General features: G+C 67.5%; 22 protein-coding genes. 15 read left to right on the forward strand and 7 right to left on the reverse strand.

The window, feature by feature from the left end; all coding sequences use genetic code 11:
- Positions 1-107 precede the first annotated feature (107 nt).
- From GR168_RS00295 to GR168_RS00310, 4 genes are all read left to right on the forward strand, one after another.
- Positions 108-1,289: a globin domain-containing protein gene (locus GR168_RS00295; RefSeq protein ID WP_058253036.1), complete on the forward strand. Its 1,182-nt coding sequence runs from the start codon at positions 108-110 to the stop codon at positions 1,287-1,289.
- Positions 1,286-1,720: a hypothetical protein gene (locus GR168_RS00300; RefSeq protein WP_058253037.1), complete on the forward strand. Its 435-nt coding sequence runs from the start codon at positions 1,286-1,288 to the stop codon at positions 1,718-1,720. The genes GR168_RS00295 and GR168_RS00300 overlap by 4 nt, the downstream gene beginning before the upstream one ends.
- Positions 1,721-2,021: 301 nt before the next feature.
- Entirely contained in the window at positions 2,022-2,276 is a 255-nt protein-coding gene (locus tag GR168_RS00305; RefSeq protein ID WP_058253038.1) for a hypothetical protein, read from the forward strand.
- A gap of 128 nt (positions 2,277-2,404) precedes the next feature.
- Positions 2,405-3,130: an FCD domain-containing protein gene (locus GR168_RS00310; protein ID WP_058253039.1), complete on the forward strand. Its 726-nt coding sequence runs from the start codon at positions 2,405-2,407 to the stop codon at positions 3,128-3,130.
- 21 nt (positions 3,131-3,151) lie between these two features.
- Here GR168_RS00310 and GR168_RS00315 read toward each other — a convergent pair whose 3' ends face one another.
- From GR168_RS00315 to GR168_RS00325, 3 genes are all read right to left on the reverse strand, one after another.
- Positions 3,152-4,384, reverse strand: coding sequence for an amidase (locus GR168_RS00315; protein WP_231742563.1), 1,233 nt, complete (start codon positions 4,382-4,384; stop codon positions 3,152-3,154).
- Positions 4,385-4,452: 68 nt separating this feature from the next.
- Positions 4,453-6,273, reverse strand: a complete 1,821-nt coding sequence (locus GR168_RS00320; protein WP_082652975.1) for a hydantoinase B/oxoprolinase family protein — start codon at positions 6,271-6,273, stop codon at positions 4,453-4,455.
- Position 6,274: 1 nt separating this feature from the next.
- A complete protein-coding gene (locus GR168_RS00325; protein ID WP_058253040.1) occupies positions 6,275-8,353 on the reverse strand; it encodes a hydantoinase/oxoprolinase family protein in 2,079 nt (692 codons plus the stop codon).
- A gap of 255 nt (positions 8,354-8,608) precedes the next feature.
- Between GR168_RS00325 and GR168_RS00330 the strand changes: the two genes are divergently transcribed.
- The 8 genes from GR168_RS00330 to GR168_RS00360 all read left to right on the forward strand — a co-directional run bounded on the left by GR168_RS00330 (position 8,609) and on the right by GR168_RS00360 (position 16,714).
- The gene (locus GR168_RS00330) at positions 8,609-9,163 is read left to right on the forward strand and encodes a MaoC family dehydratase (RefSeq protein WP_065632054.1); all 555 of its coding nucleotides are present in this window, start codon (positions 8,609-8,611) and stop codon (positions 9,161-9,163) included.
- Positions 9,160-10,401: a CoA transferase gene (locus tag GR168_RS00335; protein WP_065632053.1), complete on the forward strand. Its 1,242-nt coding sequence runs from the start codon at positions 9,160-9,162 to the stop codon at positions 10,399-10,401. Before GR168_RS00330 ends, GR168_RS00335 begins: the two co-directional genes overlap by 4 nt.
- Complete coding sequence (locus GR168_RS00340) at positions 10,398-11,783, forward strand: MmgE/PrpD family protein (RefSeq protein ID WP_065632052.1); 1,386 nt, start codon at positions 10,398-10,400, stop codon at positions 11,781-11,783. The genes GR168_RS00335 and GR168_RS00340 overlap by 4 nt, the downstream gene beginning before the upstream one ends.
- A 74-nt stretch (positions 11,784-11,857) precedes the next feature.
- Positions 11,858-13,021, forward strand: coding sequence for an acyl-CoA dehydrogenase family protein (locus tag GR168_RS00345; RefSeq protein WP_004020855.1), 1,164 nt, complete (start codon positions 11,858-11,860; stop codon positions 13,019-13,021).
- A complete protein-coding gene (locus tag GR168_RS00350; protein ID WP_064572082.1) occupies positions 13,018-13,857 on the forward strand; it encodes a CoA ester lyase in 840 nt (279 codons plus the stop codon). Before GR168_RS00345 ends, GR168_RS00350 begins: the two co-directional genes overlap by 4 nt.
- Before the next feature lie 43 nt (positions 13,858-13,900).
- Positions 13,901-14,032, forward strand: a complete 132-nt coding sequence (locus tag GR168_RS24120; protein ID WP_255220179.1) for a hypothetical protein — start codon at positions 13,901-13,903, stop codon at positions 14,030-14,032.
- Positions 14,033-14,189: 157 nt separating this feature from the next.
- A complete protein-coding gene (locus GR168_RS00355; protein WP_159369736.1) occupies positions 14,190-15,761 on the forward strand; it encodes a hypothetical protein in 1,572 nt (523 codons plus the stop codon).
- Positions 15,758-16,714 (forward strand): prolyl oligopeptidase family serine peptidase, encoded by a 957-nt coding sequence (locus GR168_RS00360; protein WP_101820400.1) that lies wholly within the window; start codon positions 15,758-15,760, stop codon positions 16,712-16,714. The genes GR168_RS00355 and GR168_RS00360 overlap by 4 nt, the downstream gene beginning before the upstream one ends.
- Before the next feature lie 41 nt (positions 16,715-16,755).
- On the opposite strand, the gene GR168_RS00365 is transcribed toward GR168_RS00360, so the two are convergent.
- Both GR168_RS00365 and GR168_RS00370 read right to left on the reverse strand, forming a co-directional pair.
- A complete protein-coding gene (locus GR168_RS00365) occupies positions 16,756-17,799 on the reverse strand; it encodes a 2Fe-2S iron-sulfur cluster-binding protein (RefSeq protein ID WP_065632050.1) in 1,044 nt (347 codons plus the stop codon).
- 1 nt (position 17,800) lies between these two features.
- On the reverse strand, positions 17,801-19,012 hold the full coding sequence (locus GR168_RS00370) for a cytochrome P450 (protein ID WP_004020850.1): 1,212 nt from the start codon (positions 19,010-19,012) through the stop codon (positions 17,801-17,803).
- Between the two features lie 238 nt (positions 19,013-19,250).
- On the opposite strand from GR168_RS00370, the gene GR168_RS00375 reads away from it, so the two are divergent.
- The 3 genes from GR168_RS00375 to GR168_RS00385 all read left to right on the forward strand — a co-directional run bounded on the left by GR168_RS00375 (position 19,251) and on the right by GR168_RS00385 (position 21,463).
- Positions 19,251-20,183 carry an AraC family transcriptional regulator gene (locus GR168_RS00375; RefSeq protein WP_058253049.1) on the forward strand — a complete coding sequence of 311 codons (933 nt, stop codon included), beginning with the start codon at positions 19,251-19,253 and terminating at the stop codon, positions 20,181-20,183.
- Between the two features lie 120 nt (positions 20,184-20,303).
- Positions 20,304-21,017, forward strand: coding sequence for a TNT domain-containing protein (locus GR168_RS00380; protein ID WP_058253050.1), 714 nt, complete (start codon positions 20,304-20,306; stop codon positions 21,015-21,017).
- Entirely contained in the window at positions 21,014-21,463 is a 450-nt protein-coding gene (locus GR168_RS00385) for an Imm63 family immunity protein (protein ID WP_058253051.1), read from the forward strand. The genes GR168_RS00380 and GR168_RS00385 overlap by 4 nt, the downstream gene beginning before the upstream one ends.
- A gap of 181 nt (positions 21,464-21,644) precedes the next feature.
- Here GR168_RS00385 and GR168_RS00390 read toward each other — a convergent pair whose 3' ends face one another.
- Positions 21,645-22,190 (reverse strand): hypothetical protein, encoded by a 546-nt coding sequence (locus GR168_RS00390; RefSeq protein ID WP_238994982.1) that lies wholly within the window; start codon positions 22,188-22,190, stop codon positions 21,645-21,647.
- 171 nt (positions 22,191-22,361) lie between these two features.
- Positions 22,362-22,700 carry a hypothetical protein gene (locus tag GR168_RS00395; RefSeq protein WP_033204248.1) on the reverse strand — a complete coding sequence of 113 codons (339 nt, stop codon included), beginning with the start codon at positions 22,698-22,700 and terminating at the stop codon, positions 22,362-22,364.
- Between the last annotated feature and the right edge of the window lie 17 nt (positions 22,701-22,717).

A 22,717-nucleotide genomic window follows, 5' to 3' on the forward strand; every position in this document is an offset into this window, starting at 1 on the left:
GGCGCTCAACCAGCGGGGGCGGCGCTCAACCAGCGGGGGCGGCGCTCGACCCGTCACACATTCTTCCTGCGCACCAACCCGATGAGCAGATGAACAAAGGAGTTCTCATGCTGTCTGACACCCAACGCGCGACGATCGCCGCCACGCTTCCCGCCGTCGAAGGGTCGCTTGCGGAGATCACCCCGCGCTTCTATCGCGGACTGTTCGCCGCGCATCCCGATCTGCTCGACAATCTCTTCAACCGCACGCACCAGAAGTCGGGTGATCAGCCGCAGGCCCTTGCCGGTTCGATAGCCGCGTTCGCTCGTCTCCAGCTCGAGCCCGACGTCCGTCGCCAGCGTTTCATCCTCGACCGCATCGCACACAAGCATGCCTCACTCGGGGTCACAGCCGATCAGTATGCCGTTGTGCACGAGCATCTTTTCGCTGCGATCGTCGAAGTGCTCGGCGCTGCGGTCACTCCCGACGTCGCGGATGCCTGGGATCAGCTGTACTGGGACATGGCCGACCTGCTCATCGCATCGGAAGCCGAACTGTATGCCGCCGCCGACGTCGGTCCCGGGCAGGTCTGGCGTGAGGTCCGGGTCACCGACCGCGTGCAGGTCTCTCCCGACACGATCGCGCTGACCGTCGATGCAGTCGACGGTGATCTGCCGAGATTCCGACCTGGACAATACATATCCCTGCAGGTCCCCCTGGCCGACGGCGCCCGGCAGATCCGCCAGTACAGCCTCACGGGCTCGCCGGCGGAGTCGCGATGGCGGTTCAGTGTCAAACTCGCCGGCGAGGTGTCGGCGCATTTGCACGAGCACGTCTTCGAAGGTGACCTCCTCGATGTCAGCACGCCCTTCGGTGACCTGGTGCTGCCCGACGACGACGCTCCGCTCCTGCTCGCTTCGGCCGGGATCGGCTGCACACCTGTGATCGGGCTGCTCACCGCCCTGTCGGAGAAGCGCGACACCCGGCCGGTGACCGTCCTCCACGCCGACCGTTCGCGGGATCGTCAGCCGCACCGCGGCATGCTGGCTGCGCTGGTCGACTCGCTCCCGTCGGGCCGGCTGATCCAGTGGTACGAGAGCGCCTCGCCGCACGTCGTCTCGGACGCGATCCGCATCGGACAGATGACCCTCGACAACCTCGACGTCGAGAGGGATGCTCACATCATGCTCTGCGGTCCCACCGGATTCCTGTCGTCGATGCGTGAGGCCTTCGTCGGTCGCGACGTCGACGAGAGCCGGATTCACTACGAGACATTCGGACCGGAACTGCTCCGGACCGGCGCCCGATGAGCACCGCGGGCTCGGTGGTGACCGCGCTGACCTTCTTGTGGCTCGGAATGGTGTTCGCCATCTCGTTCATCGAGGCGCCGCTCAAGTTCCGTGCCCCCGGGGTGACTCTGCCCATCGGTCTCGGCATCGGCCGGTTGGTGTTCCGGGCGCTGAATGCGGCTGAGATCGTCTGGGCGGTCGGCATTCTGATCGCGGTTGTGTGGGGCTCGTGGTCCGGCGCTGCCGTGCCGATCACCGCCGGTGTGGCGATTGCCGCGCTCGCCGTTCAGTTGGTGGCCGTCCGACCGGCACTGACCAAGCGGTCCGACGCAGTGCTCGCCGGACACGACGGACCTCGAAGTCACGCCCACCTCGTCTACGTCGGCTTCGAGGTCCTGAAGGTCGTCGCGCTCGTCTGGCTTGGTACCGCCGTGCTGATCGGTGCTGGCTGATCCCTCCCCAATCCGGAAGAACGACATGACCATTGATCCCTGAGGTGCGAGGAGCGCAAGCGACCCACCCCCTGCTCCCTGAGGTGCGAGGAGCGCAAGCGACCCACCCCCTGCTCCCTGAGGTGCGAGGAGCGATAGCGACGAGCCACGAAGGGCCTGGTGAGACGCCTTGCGAGACCCTTCGTGGCTCGCTTCGCTCGCACCTCAGGGAGCAGACGTTGGCTCGCTTCGCTCGCACCTCAGAATTGTCGTACCCACGGCATAGCGTGTGCACGACTGACACCGGGACGAGGGGACTTCGATGCCGAGCAGGATCGCTGCATTTCAGAACCACGACGCTGCGACGCTCGCCGGTTATCTCGAAGTGTGTGAGGACCAGTGGGAGAACTGGCAGAGCCGAGCAAACGGCGCCCGGTTGGTAGCAGCCGATTCGCGGACCATCCGGTTCTACGACGACGAGGCCGCGTACTGGAGCCACTTCGCGGAGATGCTCCGTTCCGCGATTGCCGAGGTGGAGGCGTCGACTCGACGAGCAGGGCGCCGACGACCGGCGTGACGTACCGGAGCTGACCACGCCGGGGTCCACCCCCGCCAGGCCGCATCCGAAAACCCTTGGCGCAGCGTCGTCTCCGCCTCGCCGATCTGGTAAGTTGGATCACACCCCATCCACGATCGGAAGATGTTGTGACGGAAGCGAATAAGTCGGCCCGGCGACCGGCGTACCAGGTCGTGGCCGACGCGCTTCGCGTACGTATCCTGGCGGGTGAACTGACCCCCGGTACCCGGCTGCCACCCGACACAGAGTTGCGGGCCGAGTTCGGCGTGGGACAGAGCACCGTCCGCGAGGCCATCCGCTCGCTCGCCAGCGAGAACCTGGTCCACACCACGCGCGGGGTCACCGGTGGAACGTTTGTCGCCACCCCCGACATCAGTCAACTGAGCGCTCACCTCGAAGCCGGGGTCACGCTGCTCGCGGCGGCCGAGGGCGTGACTGTCGACCAACTGATGGAGGTCCGGCAGCTCACCGAGGTCCCGGCCGCCGGCGTGGCCGCGTACCGCCACACCGACGCACACCTGGAAGAGTTGCGCGCCACCATCTTCGACGCCTCGGGCGAGATCGGTCCGGAGGTGTATGCGAACAACCAGGAGTTCCACCGCGTGCTGCTCCGGGCCGCGGACAATCCGCTTCTCGACCTGATCACCGTGCCGGTCTTCCGCGTCATCGGCAGTCGATTCAGCCGCGACGCCGCGCCCGAGGACTTCTGGAAGTGCGTCGACGAGGACCACCGCGCCATCCTCGATGCGGTAGAGAAGCGGGACTCCATGACGGCGATGACCCTCATGCGACGCCACCTCGACCACCTGGGTGACGTCTACAAGCAGATGGACCTGCTCAGACGCCAGGGCTGAGCAGGCCCGCCCCGCCCGAGTTCAGCCCACACCGACCCGGACCGGCGGGAGCCGTCGATGCCAGTCCGTCTGCGCCTGGAACTGCTCGGCGAGAGCGAACAGCGTTCCCTCGCCACCCTTCACCGCGGTCAACTGCGCCCCGATCGGCATGCCGGACGGATGGGTACCCACCGGCAGGGCGAGCGTCGGTCCGTCGTGCAGGGACCACGGGTACGTGAGCTGTCCCATCCGACGCGCCTGCGCCACAACGGCGTCGCCGCCGCCGAGGTGTGGGACGTCGCCCGGCATCGCCGGTGTGAGCACCACATCGACCTCGTCGAACAACTCAGCAGTCCCGGCGCGGAACACATCACGCTGTTGCCGAGCAGCGACGACCTGGTCGTGGGAGATGCTGAGGCCGAGCCGAATTCGCTCACGAGTGGCCGGCTGAAAGCGTTCCGGCTCGTCCCGCAAGCGTTCGGCGTGGGTCTTCGCCAGGTCCGAGTAGATGAGGGTGTACACGACGTCCTGCGCCGATTCGCTGTGACGGACCGGTACGTCGACGACGCTGTGGCCCAGTTCGCGAAGCAGTTCCGCGGCAACTCTCACCGCGTCCCGCACCGCCGGATCCACGTCATCGGTGACGAACGGCCACGGCATCGAGATCCGCAGCGGACCGGTCCGCAGCGGAACCGGATCAGCGCCCGCGAGCACCGCGAACGTCTCCCGAACCTGAACGGCCGATCGTGCCAGTGGACCGACGGTGTCGAAATCCGCACTGACCGGGAAGATCCCGGACATGTCGAGTAGTCCGACCGACGGCCGGAGACCGGTCACGCCGCAGCACGCGGCGGGCAGGCGGATGGACCCGCCGGTGTCGGTACCGAGCGCGACGTCGACGACTCCCGCAGCCACCGCGACACCCGACCCGCCGCTCGAACCGCCCGGCACCCGCGACGGGCTCCACGGGTTCACCGCACCACCCGCCGCCGAGTTCTGACTCGTCACCCCGACAGCGAACTCGGCGAGATTCAACGTCGATGTGATCACCCCGCCCGCACGCTTCAGCGCGCCCACACAGGCGGCGTCGGACTCGGCCACCCGGTCGGCGAAATACTCCGACCCACAGGTGGACAGCACTCCGCCGACCTCGATGTTGTCCTTGACGCCGATCCGCACCCCGGACAGCGGACCCGGCGCCGCAGCCGGATCGGAACGCAACTCGTCGGGGACCCAGGAGATGACCGTGTTCAAGCGCTCGGCGACGGAAAGCACGTCGGCAGAACAGCTTTCGGACACGCCGGAAGGGCCGGCAGTGTTGCCGGCCCTTCCGATGTCACTGTTCAGGACGCCACCCGCGACGAACGCAGCTGCTCGGTGGCCGCTGCGTCGACCGTCCAGTCGTCGGTGTTCACGACGACACCGTAGTCCTGGCGTGCCTCTTCGGCGGTGAGGTACTCGTCCCACACGTCCGAGAGGACGGCGAACGGGTCGCGCAGGAACGGCTCGCCGAAGCCGCCGCCCGACGGCATCCGGATCTCGAGACGCTCGCCCTCGCGGATGACCTCCTGGGTCACCTTGGAGAACAGCACCTCTTCTTCTGGAGTGCCGGGGTTGCGGATGAACGATCCGGACGCGCCGTCGCCGCCACCGAGGGCGCCCGCCGGCGGGTCGGTGCGGTTGTCGGCTTCCGAGCCCAGGAAGGTGTCGGTCTGCATGTACCAGGTCCGCACGCTGCCGATGCCGCCGCGCCACTGACCGGGAGCAGGCGCCTCGTCGCGGAGTTCGTACCGTTCCGCGCGCATGGCGTGGTTGAGCTCGAGTTCCTCGATCGGGTTGTTGCGCGTGTTGGCCATCAGGGCGTCGACGGCGTCCATGCCGTCCTTGCCGTTGCGCGCACCGTACGAGCCCTCGTTGATCTCGATGTACACCCAGTACGATTCGCCGTCCTCGGCGAGTCCCGAGTAGGCGATGGCGCACAGAGCCGCCGACGACCCGGCGATCGCACGCTCGGGCAGCACCGGCGCGAGCGCCAGGTTGATCGAGTCGAAGATGCGGTTGACCTGGGAGAAGCGCGCGAAGCACGACGCCGGGAAGTCCGGGTTGAAGATCGTGCCCTCCGGCGCGTAGGCGCGCACCGGACGGAAGCAACCGTCGTTCTGCGGGACGAACTCCTCGGTGAGGTGCTCGTCGAGCAGGATCGTGCGGATCGCGCTGACCGCGACCGGCAGCACCGAACCCTCGAACGGCACGTTGAACGCCGTCGGCACCTGGTCGTTGGAACCGGTGAGGTCGATGAGGACGTCTTCGTCCTCGACCTGCACGCGCACCGCGACCTTCAGCGGCACACCGCGGTTCTTGCCGTCGTCGTCGAGGTAGCCGATCGGTGCTTCGTAGCTCCCGTTGGGGATCTGCCGGATCCGGCTGCGGAGCATCTCTTCCGAGTAGTCCATCCAGCGGTCGGCGGCACTCATGACGGTGTCGAGCCCGTGCTTCTCCAGCAGTTCGACGAACCGCTTCTCACCGATGCGCGAGCAGGCGATCAGCGCCTCGAGGTCACCGCGGTTCTGCTCCGGGGTGCGCACGTTGTCCAGGATGTGCTGGATCAGCATGTCGTTGCGGACGCCGCCGTCGTAGATCTTCATCGAGTCCATCAGCTTGCCCTCGGCCCAGACGTCGACGACGTCCATGCACAGACCGGGGAAGTTGCCGCCGATGTCGGAGACGTGACCGGTGCAGCCGGCGAAGCCGATGTGCTCACCCTCCCAGAAGATCGGGATGATCACGCCGTAGTCGGGGGAGTGCGCGGCACCGTGATACGGGTGGTTGTGCAGGATCACGTCGCCCGGCTTGTAGGTCCCGGCGAGCTTGCGGTTGACGCCGCGGATGTAGGCGGGAATCGAACCACAGTGCATCGGAGTCGAATCCGACTCGCACAGTTCCCGGCCGTTGACGTCGAAGATGCCGGCACCGAGATCCTCGGACTCGCGGATCAGGCTCGAGTACGCCATCCGGTACAGGACCTGGGCCATCTCCTTGGCCATCGAGTTGAGCGCACCACCGATGACGCGCAGCGTGATCGGATCGACCTCGACGGTGTTCCAGGTCCGGTTGGCCTCGGCGGCAAGCGAAACGCCGTCGGTGGGCATCAGAGCTTTCGCCATGTCAGGCGCTCCTCTCGATGATGATGTGGCCCACGGCGTCGACCGTGGCCTTCTGTCCGATGCCGACGATGGTCGTCGAGTCGAACTGCTGGACGATCGCGGGGCCGTCGAAGGTGTTGCCGGCCTTGAAGAGTGCGCGGTCGTAGATGGGGGTGTCGACCCATTCCGGGTCGGCCGAGTCGTTCTTCCAGAACAGCGCCCGGGTGGTGGCCTTGACGGCTCCCGAGGCGTCGGCGCCGCCCTTCTCGATCTCGGCGATGCGGATGTGTTCGACTGCCCCCACCCCGGTCACGCGGATGTTGACCAGCTGGACCGGCTTGTCGTCGAAGCGCTGCGAGTAGGTACGACCGTGGACCTCGTGGAAGGTGGCCGCGGTCTGCTCGACCCATTCGTCGGTGATGTCGCCGGCGGGTGCGGGGACCCGGAGCTCGTAACCCTGTCCGACATAACGACAGTCGACGCTGCGCTCGAGGGTGATCGCGTCCTCGGCGATGCCGTCGGCCCGAAGCTGGGCGACGGCCTGCTCGGACAGCCGGTCCATCTCGCGACGCAGCAGCTCCAGGTCCGGTTCGGCCGACGAGGTCCACACGGTGGTCGGGACCTCGTAGCGGACGTCGGTGGTCAGCAGGCCGACCGCCGAGGTGATCCCCGGGTGCCCGGGCACGATGACGCGCGGGATGCCCAGATGCTCGGCGATCTGCCAGGCGTAGAGCGGCCCGGCGCCACCCTCGGCGACGAGCGAGAACTCGCGGGGGTCATAGCCTTTGCGGACCGAGTGCAGCGAGATGGCCTCGGTCATCGAGTGTGCGAGGATCTGGAAGATGCCCATCGCGGCGTGTTCGAGATCGGCGCCGAGCTTGTCCGCGATGTGGGTCTTGACGGCCTCGGTGGCGAGCTCGGTCTTGACCTCCATGGTGCCGGACAGGAAGCTGTCCTCCCGGAGCCAGCCCATGACCACCATGGCGTCGGTCGAGGTGGGTTCGGTGCCGCCGCGGTTGTAGCAGGCCGGTCCGGGCATCGCGCCCGCACTGCGCGGGCCGACGCGGAACATGCCGCCCTCGTCGATGCTGGCGATCGAGCCGCCGCCGGCGCCGATGGTGTCGACCTCGGCCATCGGGACCATCGCGTGGTAGTCGCCGATGCGGGTGTCGAGCAGGTGCTTCATCCGGAGCTTGCCATCGGGCGCGACGCCGATGTCGGCGGAGGTGCCACCCACGTCGAGGGTGATGACGCTGGGATATCCCGAGGCCTTGCCGATGAAGCAGCCGCCGAGCAGACCCGCGACGACGCCACTGGTCAGCAGCGAGACGGGGACCTCGCTGGCACTGCGGGAGGTGACGAGACCGCCGGCGGAGGTCATGAGGTGGACGTCCTCACCGACCTGCGCGTCTTTGGCCTTGCCTGCCAGGTTCTCGATGTAGCGGGAGGTCTTGGGACCGACGAAGGCGTTGAGGGCCGTGGTGGAGAACCGCTCGTACTCGCGGTACTGCGAGGCGACGTCGCTCGAGAGCGAGACGAACACACCGGGGTACTCCTCGGCGATGATCTCGCGGACCCGCTGCTCGTGCGCCGGGTTGCGGTAGGCGTGCAGGAACGCGACCGCGATGGCCTCGACCCCACGCTCGCGGAGCAGGCCGACCTCGCGGCGAACGGCGTCCTCGTCGAGCGGCGTCAGCACGTTGCCGGCCGCATCCATCCGCTCGGCGACGGTGCGCCGGTTGCGACGGGGCACCAGCTGCCACTTCTGCCACGGCAGATCCTGGTAGTTGGAGTAGTTCAGGGGGCGCTTCTTGCGCGCGATGTGCAGGATGTCCCGGAAGCCGTCGGTGGTGATCATGCCGACGTCACTGCCGTTGTGCTCCAGCACGATGTTGGTGGCCACGGTCGTGCCGTGGAAGAACATCTCGATGTCCGCGACGTCGATGCCCGCGCGTTCGGCGAGCACCCCGATCCCGTCCATCGTGCCGATCGAGGGATCGTGGTTGGTCGACGGCGTCTTGTGCACCGTGACCGTCCCGTCGTCGTCCCACAGGACCAGGTCGGTGAACGTGCCGCCCACATCCACGCCGATTCGCTTCATCGAAACTCGCTTCCTCTGTACATGCCGTCACCCCGACGTCTTCAGCTGTGTCCCCGATGACGGGAGTGATCTGAGCCATAGCTGCGCTCCGGAGCATCATGCAATACATCGGAGGGTTTCGGCAACACCTGCGGCGAAACTCAGGGTATTGCCAGGATGACGAGATCCTTGACGTTCTAAAGATCAGATGTTTATGGTGGTCCGCGTCACGGCTCGTTGTGTGCATTCCACGACGCCGCACCCTGAGGAGGACCATTGACCACCCATCCCGCCACTCTCGGACGCTTCTTCGAGGACTACGTCGTGGGCGACGTCTACCAACACCCGATGGGCCGCACCATCACCGACACCGACAACGCGTGGATCACATGCCTGTCGATGAACACCAACCAGAACCACTTCAACTCCCACCTCGCCGCGACGAATCCCATCACCGACGGCAAGGTCATCGTGAACTCGGGTCTGACCATCGCCCTGGTCCTCGGACTCTCGGTCATCGACATGAGCCAGAACGCGGTCGCGAACCTGCAGTTCACCGACGTCAAACTGGCCCACCCGGTCTACGTCGGCGACACCATCTACGCCGAGAGCATCTGCACCGACCTGCGCCTGTCCCAGTCCCGTCCCTACGCGGGGATCGTGTCGATGGTGACCCGCGGGATCAACCAGGACGGCGAGGTCGTCATCTCCTGGAAGCGTTCGGTGATGGTCGCGACCCGCGAGAGCGGCATCGGACAGAACTACTTCCCCGAGGTCAAGGCCCCGTCCCTGACCGAGCTGACCGGAACCACCGAGGGGAGCGTCGGATGAAGCCGCTCGAGGACGTCCGCATCATCGCCATCGAGCAGTACGGCGCCGGCCCGTTCGGCAGCGTCCACCTCGCCGACCTCGGCGCGGACGTGCTGAAGATCGAGGAGCCGCAGTCCGGCGGCGACGTCGGAAGGTATGTCCCCCCGTACAACTCGGGCGAGGATTCCCTGTTCTTCGAGGCCTTCAATCGCAACAAGCGCAGTCTCTCACTGGATCTCGCGACCCCCGGCGGCCGCAAGGTGTTCGAGGACCTCGTCCGGACCAGCGACGCGGTCTACTCCAATCTGCGCGGCGACGTCCCGGCGAAGATCAAGATCACCTACGACGATCTCAAACACCTCAACCCGGCGATCGTCTGCTGCAGCCTGACCGGCTTCGGCATGACCGGTCCGCGCGCCAAGCAGCCCGGTTACGACTACATCCTGCAGGGCCTGGCCGGCTGGATGGACCTCACCGGCGATCCGGACGGACCGCCCACGAAATCCGGTCTGTCCCTTGTGGATTTCTCCGGCGGATTCGTCGCCGCCCTGAGCCTGATGGCCGGTCTGCACGCCGCGCGCCGCGATGGTGTCGGCGGCGACTGCGACGTCTCGCTGTACGACACCGCGGTCTCCATGCTCACCTACCCGGCCGCATGGCATCTCAATGCCGGTTACCGTCCGGGTCGCACCAAGAACTCGGCGCATCCGTCGCTGGTGCCGTTCCAGGCCTTCGAGGCCACCGACGGTTGGTTCGTCGTCGGCTGCGCCAAGGAGAAGTTCTGGGTGCGCCTCGCCGAGGCCATCGGTCTGGCCGAGCTGCTCGACGATCCGCGGTTCACCGACTTCGCCGCCCGCGGACAGCACAAGGACGAGCTGCTGCCGATCCTGGAGAAGCGATTCGCCGAGTCGACCGTCGACCACTGGGTGTCGCTGCTTACCGACGCGGGGGTTCCCACCGGGCCGATCAACGACGTCGAGCAGGCGCTCACCGAGGAGCACACGCTCGCACGCGGTCTCATCGCCACCACCGAACACGAGGTGTGGGGTGAGGTCCGGCAGGTGACCTCGCCGGTGCGTTTCGGCACGGACAAGACGGAGTATCGTCGGGCACCGCATCGCAACGAGAACTTCGACGAGGTGATGGGTCTGCTGGGCTACAGCGCGGACGACGTCCGTGGTCTCGTCGACGGCGGCGCCTTCGGCGCGGTCGCCCAGACTCCCTCCGGTCAGGCCCCCTCCGGTCAGGCCCCGTCGTGACCGCCCGCCGACTCGCGAGCTGGGCCGCCGGCCTGAGCATCGACGCCATCCCCGAGACCACCCGCCGCGCCGCACTCCGACACCTGCTCGACGGCATCGGCAACGGGATCGGGGCCCGGCGCCTCGACCAGGGCGGACCGGGGTTGACGGTGGCTCGCGCGCTCGGCGGTCCCGCCCAGGCCCACCCGCTCGGAGATGCCGAGGCGATCTCGTCCCCCGCGGCGGCGTTCGCCAACGGCGTGCTGATGCATGCGCTCGACTTCGACGACACGCACGCCGGCGCGCTGGTGCACCCGACGACGGTCGTGGCCCCGGCGGTGCTGGCGGTCGCCGAGGAGGTCGACGCGACCGGCGCCGACACCGTCGTCGCGCTGGTGGCCGGGCTCGAGGTCGCGTGCCGTCTCGGCGCGGCCGCGCCCCACGGATTCCATGCGCGCGGACTGCACGCCACCGCCGTCGTCGGTCCGCTCGCCGGTGCCGTCGCCGCCGGATTGCTGTACGGCGCCGGGACCGATGTGCTCACCAACGCGATCGGCATCGCCGCGTCGTCGTCGGGTGGGCTCCTCGAGTTCCTCGACACCGGCGCGAACACCAAGACCCTGCACCCCGGGAACGCGGGCTTCAGCGGTGTCCTGGCCGCGCGGCTCGCGGTGGCCGGGGCGAGCGGACCCGAGTCGGTGCTCGAAGGCCGCCGCGGTCTGTACCGTGCGCTGGCCGATCGCGAGATAGATCCCGACACCATCGTGGCCGACCTCGGAACCCGCTGGGAGAGTGCCAGTATCGGCATCAAGCCGTACCCGAGCTGCCAGCTGATGCATGCCGCGCTCGACGCGGTCGGCGCCGCACTGGTCACGGCCGGTGAGCAGGGTCGCGAGATCACGCCGGGGAACATCACGAGCATCGCCGTCGACGTCCACCCCGACAGCGTCGAGATCGTCTGCGGCCCGGGCACCGGTACCCGCAGCCCGCGCAGCGCCTACGACGCCAAGTTCGATCTGCCGTGGAGCGTCGCCGCCCTCGTGCACGACGGTGCCGTCACCGTGGACACCTACGCTGTGGACTCGATCGGGCGCCCCGAGGTCGCGACCACCGCGGGACTCGTCGAGGTCACCACCGTGCCCGATGACCGCCCGGCCGCCGACGCCGCCGGCCGGGCGGTCATCACCTTCGCCGACGGCTCCCGGGTCGTCGGCGAGGTGCCGTGCAGCCGTGGCACTTCGGGCCGACCGATGGACGACGCCGCCGTGGCCGCGAAGTTCCGCGGGAACAGCGGTGGCGAAGATGCCTCCGATGACCTCGTCGACGCGGTGTTCGGTCTCCCGAACGCATCGTCGGTCGTACCGATCACCACCCTCGCGACGACCATCGTCGCCGCCGGCTGACGCACACCACGCCCATCTCGCCGTGGGTTTGCCGCCGCGAACCCGTCCGGTCACGCCTGAGAGCAAGGATCACAATGGATTTCAGTTTCAACTCCGAACAGCGCGACTTCCGCGCCGCCCTGCGCCAGCTCGTCGACAAGGAGATCATCCCGGTCGCCAACGAGTGGGAGCGCACCGGCCGGTATCCCACCGAGATCGTCGACCGGTTGCGGGAGATGGGTCTGTTCGGGATCACCACGCCGGAGGAATTCGGCGGACTCGAACTCGACATGGTGTCCTTCACCCTCGTCTACGAGGAGCTCGCACGCGGTTGGATGGGGATCGCCGGAATCCTCGGCAGTCACAACCTGTCCTGCTGGATGATCGCGCGCCACGGCACCGACGAACAGAAGGCACAGTGGCTCCCGCGCCTGGCAAGTGGTGAGTGCCGCACCGGAATCGGCCTCACCGAGCCGGGGGCCGGAACGGATCTACAGGGCATCAAGACGACCGCCACCAAGGACGGCGACGACTACGTCATCCGCGGCACCAAGACCTGGATCACCAACGCGCGCCACGCGAATGTGCTTCCGGTACTGGTGAAGACCGACCCGTCGGCCACTCCGGCGCACAAGGGCATGAGCATCCTGCTGGTGGACACCACCACGCCCGGCTTCGAGGTCCAGCGGGACATGGGCAAGCTCGGCTACAAGGGCACCGAGTCGTGCGAGATCTTCCTCGATGAGGTGCGCGTCCCGCAGTCGACGCTGCTCGGCGGCGTCGAGGGCCGGGGCATGCAGCAGGCGCTGTCGGGCCTCGAGATCGGTCGGTTGAACATCGCCGGCCGTAGCGTCGGCATCGCGCAGGCGTCGTACGACGCCGCGCTCAACTATTCACGTGAGCGGACGGCATTCGGCAAGCCGATCTCGGACTTCCAGGCCATCCAGCTCAAGCTCGCCGACATCGCCACCCAGCTGCAGGCGGCGCGTCTGATGACGTACTGGGCAGCGGCCAAGGCGGATTCGGGTGCCCGCGTCGACGGCGAGGCCGGCATGGCGAAGTACTTCGCGTCGGAGACCGCGATCACCGCGAGCCTCGAGGCGATGCGCATCCACGGCGGATACGGCTACTCGACCGAGTTCAACGTCGAGCGCTACTACCGGGACGCGCCGCTGATGTCGATCGGCGAGGGAACCAACGACATCATGCGCACGGTCATCGCCAAGGCGCTCGTCAACGGCACCGTCACGGTCGGATGACGCAGACGCTGGTCTTCCTGTACGTCCCGGGCGACCGGCCCGAGCGCTTCGACAAGGCGGTCGGGTCGGGGACCGATGCCGTGGTCCTCGACCTGGAGGACGCGGTGCCGTTGTCGGGCAAGGACACCGCACGCATCGCCGTCGGCGCGTGGCTGGAGAATCGCGACCGGGACGGCGTCCCCGTCTGGGTGCGGGTCAACCCCGGAGCCGAACTCCTCGACGACCTCACCATGGCGGTGCGGGCCGGCGCCGACGGCGTCTGGCTGCCCAAGGTCGACGACGCGGCGACGCTCGAGCGGGTGGACACCATGCTGGCCGAGCTCGAGGCCGAGTGGGGACGACCCCGCACACCGGTGTCGCCGCTGATCGAGACCGGGGCCGGACTCTGCAACGCGGCGTCGATCGCGGCCGGACCGCGGGTCGAGTTCGTCCAGATCGGGGAAGTCGATCTCGCCGCCGACCTCGGGGTCACCTCGGTGGTCGGCAATGAACTGCTGTGGGCACGCTCGCAGGTGGTCGCCGCGTCGGCGGCGGCGCGGATCGGTCCACCGCTCGGCGCGGCGTCGCCGGTCATCGACGACCCGGACGGCTTCGCCGACGAGACCCGACGGCTGACCGCCCTCGGGTTCCTCGGGCGCGCCTGCATCCACCCGCGACAGATCGCCCCTGCCCGAGCAGGGATGGCGCCGACCGACGCCGAGGTCGCCTCCGCCCGCGACGTCCTGACCGCCTTCGACGCCGCGGGAGGCGCCGCGGCCACCGACAGTGCGGGCCGTCTGATCGACGAGGCGGTCGCGCGGATCGCCCGGCGAACTCTCGCCCGGCAGTCGACGTAGGATCGACAGCGCCGGGGCGGGGCGACCCACGGTTTCCTGCTCGGTGCCGGACCCGACCCCTCACGCGAACATCGAAACGGAGACGAACATGGTGGACAACATCCTGTGGCAGGCGATCCAGGACAACGAACTGGCACTGGCCGTACTGCAGTACGTGTTCTCGGGCGTCAAGTAGGGGAATCCCGAAACAACCCGCAATCACGTTGCGGCAGCTCGGTCCGAATTGCGGGCCGAACTGCCGCAACAAACATTTTGGGACGTATTTCAGAAATCGATCCGGTGAATTCACCGGCTACTCGGGCGGTGTCTGAATTGTCCGCTAGTGTTTAGCGATGCTCACAGGCACGCGCGGTAATCGATGGCTGGTGCGTCTCTCGGTGACGGCACTTGTGCTGGCGGTGGCCGCAGGTTTGGCGATCGTCGCCCCCGGTCCGTCGCAGGCGGCGCCCGTGGTGAACCCCAAGGCCGGAAAGCTCGTCGCGCAGGCCGACTTCCAGGTCAAACGGGACGGTTTCTCGTTCGAGAACTGGGGACCGAATGATGCGCTGCACACCCGCGGCCTGAGCATCGAGGGCATGCGTGCCGTCTTCGGTGACGAGGTCTGCGCCCGCATCGTGCTCGGGGTGTGTTCGCCGACGACGGTGGCCGAACTCGTGCAGCAGGAATTCAACGAGTCGATGGCGGGCGGGCACTGTTTCGGAATGGCCGCACTCGCCGGACTGTATGCCACCAAGCGTCTGAACCCGTTCCCGTTGGCGATGCCATGGCAGTCCGTCTACAGCATCCGACCGACGGCACCGCTCGACGAACTCATCGCGCGGATGTTCATCACCCAGGGGTTCCCGCCCACCGACCTGGCGCAGTCCGAGGTCACGGTCACCCAGGCACTGTCCCGTCTGCGGTCGGCGTGGGCGCGCAACGACAACTACGTCTTGGCGATCTACACCGACGAGGAACAGAGCGCCGGACACGCCATCAACCCGATCGCGATCCGCGACCTTGGGCAGGGCAAGCGCGGCATCGTCGTGTACGACAACAACTTCCCCGGTGTCGAGAAAATGATCGTCGCCGACCCCGCCGCGAACAGCTGGTACTACTCGACCGCGACCAATCCGTCGGAGCCGACCCTGCTGTTCCAGGGCTCCCCGCTCAACAAGATGATGCTGGTCCCGTTGGCGCCGATCCTGGCACGTCATCAGGATCCGGAGCTGCGCAACGACGAGACGGTCGTGATGGTGTCGGACAACAACGGCGGTGCGCGCGGTGTCGGCGACGTCGACTGGGATGTGCGGGTCACCGATCCCGCCGGTCGTGCGATCCCTGGTGTCGACAAGAAGATCTTGTTCAACAACGACAACTCCGCGACGTTCACAGTGCCCGCGAACCGGAAGTTCCGGATCGTCGTGGACGGGGTGGAAGCGGGTCGGACCGCGGACATCGACGCCACAGTGCTCAGCGCGGGCGGCGTGGTCGCGATGGGTGATCTCGAGGTGCCCGCGGGTGCGGTCGCGGTCATCGACGCCGATCCGGCCCGGCACGGGATGCGGGTGACCTCGTCGGCACCGTCGACCGCGGAGTTCGAAGTCGCGACCGAGAATTCGCTGCGATCACTGTCGACCGAGACCACGCAGTTGGCGATCGGCCCGGGCTCGGCGGTCTCGGTGGGGGCCACCTCTCCGTCGGGAGTGACCGTTCGATCCGAAGGACGGGCACAGCGGCTCCGACTGGAGGTCGAACGAAGCGACACCTTCACCGATCGCGTCGCGGTCAGCCCGACGTCGATCTCGCTGCCCGCGGGCGCGACGGTCACGGTGCCGGTGAATCTGTGGCCCGGGTTCGGACCGCTGCCGGCGACCCTGCGTAGCGGCGCGTCGATCACGCCTGTACCGCTGAGCGTGCGGTGACGGCCACGTCGCGTCGCGTCCGCATCGCACTGGGGGTCGTCGTCGCCGGCGTGTTGGGACTGTCCGCGTGCTCCACGGGAACCACGCCGACCCCGACCCCCAGCAGCAGTGCCACAGCCGCCCCGGTCGAGTACCTCGACGAGGTGACCGTCCACCGGTTCGACTACCCGACGCCGGACGATGGTGACTCCGAACAGAATTGGGCCGAGCTGTACCTGCCCGCGGGTGAGCAACGGGTCGACACGATCCCGCTGGTGGTCCTCATCCACGGCGGTGCCTGGCAGAGCGCCCTCGGGGCCGACGTCTTCGAGCCGCTGGCACGAGACCTGGCCGATCGGGGCATGGCCGTGTACAACATCGAATACCGCCGCGTCGGATCGGGCGGTGGTTGGCCGACGACGTTCCGGGACGTCGCGAGCGCCCTGGACCACGTCGTCGTGGTGGACCGGCAGTTCCCGCAGATCGACACCGACGACGAGCTGGTTGTCGGGCACAGTGCCGGAGCGCAACTCGCGGTCTGGGGCGGCACCCGGCACAAACTGGACGACGACGAGGTCGGTGCGCGGCCGCTGTTTCGCCCGACGCGGGTCGTCTCGCTCGCCGGTCCACTCGACATGACCTATGCGGCCACGCATGGCGACGACCGGATCGTGACCGCCCTCGGCGGCACCCCGGCGCAGGTCCCGCAGCGGTACACGATGGTCGATCCCATCCAGAACATCGATCCCGACACCCCCGTGGTCGCCGTTCACGGAACCGCCGATCGGATGGTCGCGCCGGCCAATTCGCAACGCTACGTCGCCGCCGTCGTGCGTGACGGCGGTGACGCCGAGGCCGTTCTCATCCGTGGCGGCAACCACGGGTCGGTGGTCACCTCGACTGCGCCCGAGTACCCGCGGGTCCTCGACATCATCTCCGGAGCGTCGGCGGCGGATGTGCAGGACGTGGCCTGAGCTGGTCGTCGGCACCGGAACAACAGTGCCTCCGGGCCGGCTCAGAGGGTCACGAGACTCGCTGCGGGCGTGTACTTCTCCCGCTTGATCCGCCGGGGCGGCATGCGTCGTCGCTTGAGGGCCCGGACCCCCGCCTCGACCATCGCGGGCGGGCCGCAGAGGTATGCCGAGTGGTTGCGGCAGGAGTCGAAGTCGGCCATCATCGCGTCACCGACGTAACCGGTACGGCCGCTCCACTCTTCGCGGCTGAGGCAGGGCGTGTACCGGACATTCGGGTGCTCGGTCTCGAGTGCGCGCCAGAAGTCGACGTCGTACAGCTCGGCCTCGGTGCGGACGCCGTGGTAGACGTGGATCTCACGATCGGGGTCGGCGTCGAGTACTGCTCTCGCGATCGACTTCAGCGGCGCGAGACCGGTGCCCCCGGCGAGCAGGATGAGCCCGACGTCGGGTTCGCCCGGCTGATGGCAGAAGTCGCCCCACGGTCCCGTCATGGACACCGCCGCCCCGACCGTCAGGGAATCGAAGATCCACCGGTCGGTGGCGAGACCGTCTGGCTGCCTTCGGACGTGGAACTCGAGAGTGTCGGATTCGCTGGGCGGGTTGGCCATCGAGTACGGCCGGGTCTGGCCGGTGCCCGGGATCGACAACTCGACGTATTGGCCGGCCGTGAACTCGAACGGTTCGTCGAGTGACACCGTGATGGACACGGTGTCATCGGCCACCGCGGTGATCGAACCGACCGTTCCGGCGACATCGCGCAACAGGTGATGGCGCTCGCCGCACTCGGCGGCTGGCGGTTCGACGGCGATGTCGGTGATGGGTGTCGACTGACACGACAGCACGTATCCCTGCTGCTGCTCGGCGTCGGACAGGACACTGTCGGGGGCAGGCGGGGCGGTCACCATGCCGTCGATCACCCGGACCTTGCAGGTGCCGCAGGTGCCCTGGTTGCAGGAGTTGGGAATCCACACCCCCTGGCGCAACAGGGCATCGAGAACTCGCTGTCCGTCACCGCAGGTCACCGAGGTGTTGCCGGCGTCGATTCGGAAGGTCGTCGGGCCGGGCCGGGTCGTCGGGTCGGACACGTCACACCTCCCACACCGTGTGCAGTGACGTCGGCCCGCGGAAACCCCAACCCCAGAACTCGACGTCGCTGCTGTTGTCGCGCTCGAGGTTCGGGATGGACTCGAACAGCTCCTCGAGTCCGATCCGGCACACGTGATTGGCGAAGTAGATTCCTGCGCAGGCGTGGTTGCCGGCACCGAATGCGAGATGCGGCAACGGCGGTCGGGTGATGTCGTAGTCCGACGGTGCCTCGTAGACGGAGTGGTCATGATTGGCCGAACCGTACGACATCAGGACCACTGAGCCCTCCGGTAGGTCGACGCCCGCGACCTCGACGTCCTTCGTACTGATCCGGGCCGTGGCCGACCAGATCGGTGACGTCCACCGCATGCCCTCCGAGATCGCGCGCGGGATCAGGTTCGGCTCGTCGACGACCTGCTCGAATTGGTCCGGCCGGCTGAAGAGGCCGACCAGTGTGGAGGCCATGGCGTGGCCAGGCTCCTGCATCGCTCCGAGGAGGTATACGTACAGCGTCGGGTAGATGTAGTCGCGGTCGCGCGTCTGTCCCTCGGGCATACCGTCGTGCAACCAGTGGGAGATCGCGCTGTCGTCGGGATTCTCGATCCAGTTGTCGATCAGCGGATTGACGATCGACTGGATCTCCAGCTTCGCGGCGTCGGCCTCGGCGAAGCCGTCCGGGTTGGTGAACTCGCCGTTCTCGTCGACTCCCGCGTTGGTGAACGACGCCGACAGTTTGTGGAACCATTCGCGCAACTTGTCCGAACTCACCGACTGAAGGCCGAGAAGGTCGCCGAGCGCGCGCACGCTGACGGGTTCGCAGTACTGGGCGACGAGTTCGGCGCGCCCCACGTCCTCGAAGTCGCTCAGGTACCGGCGGGCGATCGGCCGGACGAGGTCGTCGATCCACCGGTCGACCTCCTGGGGTTGCAGGGCTGGATCGACCATCGACCGTAGGTCGTCGTGGATCGCACCGTTCACCCCGATCACTGCCGGGTGTCCGAAGGTACGGCCGCCGGCCTTGGTGATCACCGCCTCGAAGTCGGGGCTGGTGGCGATCGACCGGCAGATGTCCGCGGTCGTCGCGACATACGACCCGAGAACCGGGACATAGGCGAGCGGCGCCTCGGCGCGAAGCCGTTCGTAGACGGGGTAGGGGTTGCGTTCGAGTTCGGTCATCGTGATGTCGTCGATCCACGACATGGTGCTGGTCATGGGTTCCTCCGCTGTGTTCGTCTCGAGAGCCGGGGGCGGCGGCCGGCAGGTTGTCGGCGACCCGGTGCGAGGTGACATTAGGGACCGCCGACCGGGCGGTCGATACGCTTCGCGCGTCGGCGGCACCGATCGCGCGGCAATGTGATCGCAGTCTCCGAACCGGGTGGCGAGTGTCGTGTGTCACCGGGTTGAATCGAGATGCACGACCCTGCGCGACCGGAGTACGAGGAAGAAGTCCATGCGGAGCACGACATCGACCAGCGACTGGGAGACGGCGCATCGTGCCGTCGAAGAGGTGTACTTCCCGCATGAGCTGACCGCGCTGTCGTCGCCGGATCAGCTGAATCTGAACCTGCAGACCGTCGAGCTGGGACCGGTCACGATCGGCAAGCTCAACTGGGGGACCGATGTCTCCATCTCCTGCGACTATCCGGGCGCCTACGAGATCAACATCCCGGTCCGCGGCGTCCTGGACTCGCGCGCCGGATCGGTGCAGACGACGTCCGAGGAGGGGACGGCCACGGTCTTCACCGCGGACCGCCCGTCGACGATCACCCGGTGGTCGGCGGACTGCGTCGTGGTCGGGGTGAAGTTCGACGCCGAGTACCTCGAACGTGAGGCCGACCGGGTCCGGGCGTCGGCGCTGCGTTCACAGTTGCGGCTGCCGGATCAGCTGGATCTCGCCGGACCCGACCAACAGGCATGGTTCGGGCTCGTGCGTGCATTGTCGGCTCAGGTGCGCGAACCCGCCGACCTCCTGTCGAACCCGCTGGTCGGACCGCAGCTGGCGAGCGCGATCAGCAGCGCGTTCCTCCTCGCTGTCTCTCCGGAAGAGGCGGGTACCGGTCTGCGCCCGCGGATGGTCAAGCGCGTGCTCGACGCGTTGCACGACGATCCCGGACGCGACTGGCGTCTGGCGGACATGGCCGAACTGAGCGGCTCGAGCCTCCGACGACTGCAGGAGGGCTTCGCCGAACACGTCGGTGCGAGTCCGACCCAGACGCTGCGGGACATCCGACTCGACCGGGCTCACCACGACCTCACCGAACCGGACAACACCGACACGGTGGCCGAAGTTGCTGCGCGATGGGGCTTTTCGAGCCCCAGTCGGCTGGCGGCCGCGTACAAGAAGCGCTACGGCATCCCGCCGTCGGAACACCGTCGGCGGTAGCCCTTTGGGACGTCCGGTCGAATCTGAGTCGGACCTTTGCAGTTCAGGCCCCATCGTGTCGTCGATCGGTTAGTTTCCGCACTGCGTGACCTCCGGACGTACCCATCGAAAGGCGCGGCCATGAAACGTCGCCATGCTCTGCTCGCCATCTTCTTCAGTCTTGCGCTGGCGGTGTCCGGGGGAGGGGTCGCGGCGGCCGCACCGAATCCCCTGAGATCGTTGGACTTCGGATCGCTGGGCGGGCCGGAGGCGGGTGGATGTTCCGCACAGTTGTTGTACAACGACGAACTGTTCGGTCCGAAGATTCTGGCGACCGATGCCCCGGTGGGTCCGCAGTTGAGGGGTTACGACCGGCTCGCGGGTCTGAGTCCGAGCGAGTTCCTGCAGACGTATCGGAAAGGGGACAAGTGGGACTATCCGGACCACGACGGATACACGCTGAACCCCGACGGGTCCGCCAAGAAGTCGGTGACCACCCTCAACCCGAACAAGCGGATAGATCGCTATGGTCCCGCCAATGGTCGCTTCCTGGCCCCCGCGGGCACGCACTACAAGAGGCGGGCGCTTCCGCCGGAGAACCTCGTCGACAAAGACAACCCTCAGTTCTGCAACTATCACGTGTACGTGGTCATGCGCCCGGTGAAGGTGTGGATCGGACGTATCGCCAAGGGCTTCGGTCAGCCGGGCGGCGGCATTCAATATCAGATCGACCAGCAGCTCCTCGATCCCGGGTTGATCGAGGACCATCGCGGATGTTTCAACGAGACAAGCGGTTTCGTCAACACCCAGTGGTTGCTGTGTTCGGGTGTGCTCGAGAGCGTCTTCCCCGGATGACGTCGGGCGCCGACGACCAGCTCGACCCCGAGATGCGCAGCCGGATAGCCGATCTCGCGGCGACGATGTCGGCGGAGCCGTCCGATGTGCCTCGCCTGGGTCACATCCCCGACGACGCGACGCCCTCGTGCGTGCGTGACTCGGACGGTGTGTGGCACTTGATCATCCGCGAACGCGGCACGGTGATGTTCGACCGGCAGTCCAGCGATCCAGAGGAGTTTCTGAGCTGGGTTGCGGTGGCGATCGCCGAAGCGGCGTCGTATCGGCTGCACTCGCCCGGCGCGCCCGACTATCTGCGCCGCATATGGGCAGAACAGTATCGGATGCTGACCGCGGCCGACCCGGAGTGGGCCCGTGCGTGGTTGGAGCGGACCCGGACAAGGTTGGTCGACCAGGGAGCCGACGATCGTGAACTGGCGCAACTGCCGGGCCGGCATCCCGGCTGAGACGAGGTTGGGAATCGGCGTCCACCGGTGTGGGCGGCGTAGCGGTGCAGGTTCGCTATCCCGAACTTGAAGACGATCGTAGGACCACCACGGTTGGTCGAGCTATCCTCATGCTCGTTCGACGATGCGGCACAGCCTGTTTCAGGCCGGTTATGTGGAGTCCACTCGAGTCCGAAGAGGGTCAGGGCGCGGGCCAGTTGTGGATCCGCGGCGTCAATGGGGGAGTGGTCGAGAACGCCGGAGTGGGGCTGATGTCGGGGTCGGCGGCGCGTTCATAGAGCGCCCACATGCGCAGCTGGTCGCCGTGTCGGGAGTCGAACTCGATCGCGTCGACCGCTGCATGGCCGTGGTCGGTGAGGGCGTAAATCCAGCGGGAGATGGCCTGGGTGAGCCCGCGGGGCCGGCCGTCCCGCAACGCGGCGGTGTCGAGGTCATCGAGCCCGTAGCGGATCGCGAGCGGCCGAAACACCGTCCGGAGGGTGGCGAGGCTGTCCGGGTCGGCGGGCACCGCGAACCGTCCGGTCAGGGTGCCGTGACCGATCATCCGTAGATCGCACCACGATCGCGGAACGTGGCCGGGCGGCAGCGCGGGGTAGTCCTGCTCGTCTTCCTCGTCGACGACGATGTCGTCGAGCTCGGCGATCAGTTGTGGGCTGGGTCGGGCGAAGGCGAGGACTTCGAGGTAGCAGGCCAGGGGAGTGTCGGCGCAGTACAAGGTGCGCCACACCCCCGTCGGGGTCGTCCCAGCGGCCGGCGAAGCGGTCGTCGGTGGCGTACTCCCATGGTGTCCACTCCCACGGGCTGGGCGCGTATCCGACTCGATATATGGGCGTGGCAGTCCGGATGCTGGTGGTGATCGGGCCGTGCGGGGTGCTGATCGTCGAAGGCTGTGGTTGGTTCATCCCACCGCGGCGAATTGGCGGGCGGCGGCGAGTACTTGCGGTCCGACGTCGGCGAGCTCGCCGTCGCGCAACAGCAATGCCGGCGCCCGGTCGTCGAGGACCGGGTTGAGGCCCTGGAACCAGGCTTGTGCGACGGCGGGGGTGTCGCGTTCGGTGATCAGGCGGGCGGCGCGGTAGGCGATCCGGAGCCGTTCGACGTCCTCGGGGTTGGCGATGGTGCGGGTGCCGTCAGCCCATTGCCGCACCGCCCGGGTCTCGCTCACCCGACCCAGGTAGGCGACCAGCCGCGCGCCGAGCAGATCTCGCAACGCAGCCACCAGTTCGGGCTGCGACATACGAGCCGCCTCGGCGT

The sequence above is a fragment of the Gordonia sp. JH63 genome, from assembly GCF_009856645.1.
Classification (GTDB): domain Bacteria; phylum Actinomycetota; class Actinomycetes; order Mycobacteriales; family Mycobacteriaceae; genus Gordonia; species Gordonia hongkongensis.

Bases quoted from the DNA above. Each gene is read 5' to 3' on its own strand.
- GR168_RS00295 (WP_058253036.1), top strand. From the start codon at position 108: ATGCTGTCTGACACCCAACGCGCGACGATCGCCGCCACGCTTCCCGCC.
- GR168_RS00300 (WP_058253037.1), top strand. From the start codon at position 1,286: ATGAGCACCGCGGGCTCGGTGGTGACCGCGCTGACCTTCTTGTGGCTC.
- GR168_RS00305 (WP_058253038.1), top strand. From the start codon at position 2,022: ATGCCGAGCAGGATCGCTGCATTTCAGAACCACGACGCTGCGACGCTC.
- GR168_RS00320 (WP_082652975.1), bottom strand. From the start codon at position 6,273: ATGGCGAAAGCTCTGATGCCCACCGACGGCGTTTCGCTTGCCGCCGAG.
- GR168_RS00325 (WP_058253040.1), bottom strand. From the start codon at position 8,353: ATGAAGCGAATCGGCGTGGATGTGGGCGGCACGTTCACCGACCTGGTC.
- GR168_RS00335 (WP_065632053.1), top strand. From the start codon at position 9,160: ATGAAGCCGCTCGAGGACGTCCGCATCATCGCCATCGAGCAGTACGGC.
- GR168_RS00345 (WP_004020855.1), top strand. From the start codon at position 11,858: ATGGATTTCAGTTTCAACTCCGAACAGCGCGACTTCCGCGCCGCCCTG.
- GR168_RS00350 (WP_064572082.1), top strand. From the start codon at position 13,018: ATGACGCAGACGCTGGTCTTCCTGTACGTCCCGGGCGACCGGCCCGAG.
- GR168_RS00355 (WP_159369736.1), top strand. From the start codon at position 14,190: ATGCTCACAGGCACGCGCGGTAATCGATGGCTGGTGCGTCTCTCGGTG.
- GR168_RS00370 (WP_004020850.1), bottom strand. From the start codon at position 19,012: ATGACCAGCACCATGTCGTGGATCGACGACATCACGATGACCGAACTC.
- GR168_RS00375 (WP_058253049.1), top strand. From the start codon at position 19,251: ATGCGGAGCACGACATCGACCAGCGACTGGGAGACGGCGCATCGTGCC.
- GR168_RS00380 (WP_058253050.1), top strand. From the start codon at position 20,304: ATGAAACGTCGCCATGCTCTGCTCGCCATCTTCTTCAGTCTTGCGCTG.
- GR168_RS00385 (WP_058253051.1), top strand. From the start codon at position 21,014: ATGACGTCGGGCGCCGACGACCAGCTCGACCCCGAGATGCGCAGCCGG.
- GR168_RS00395 (WP_033204248.1), bottom strand. From the start codon at position 22,700: ATGTCGCAGCCCGAACTGGTGGCTGCGTTGCGAGATCTGCTCGGCGCG.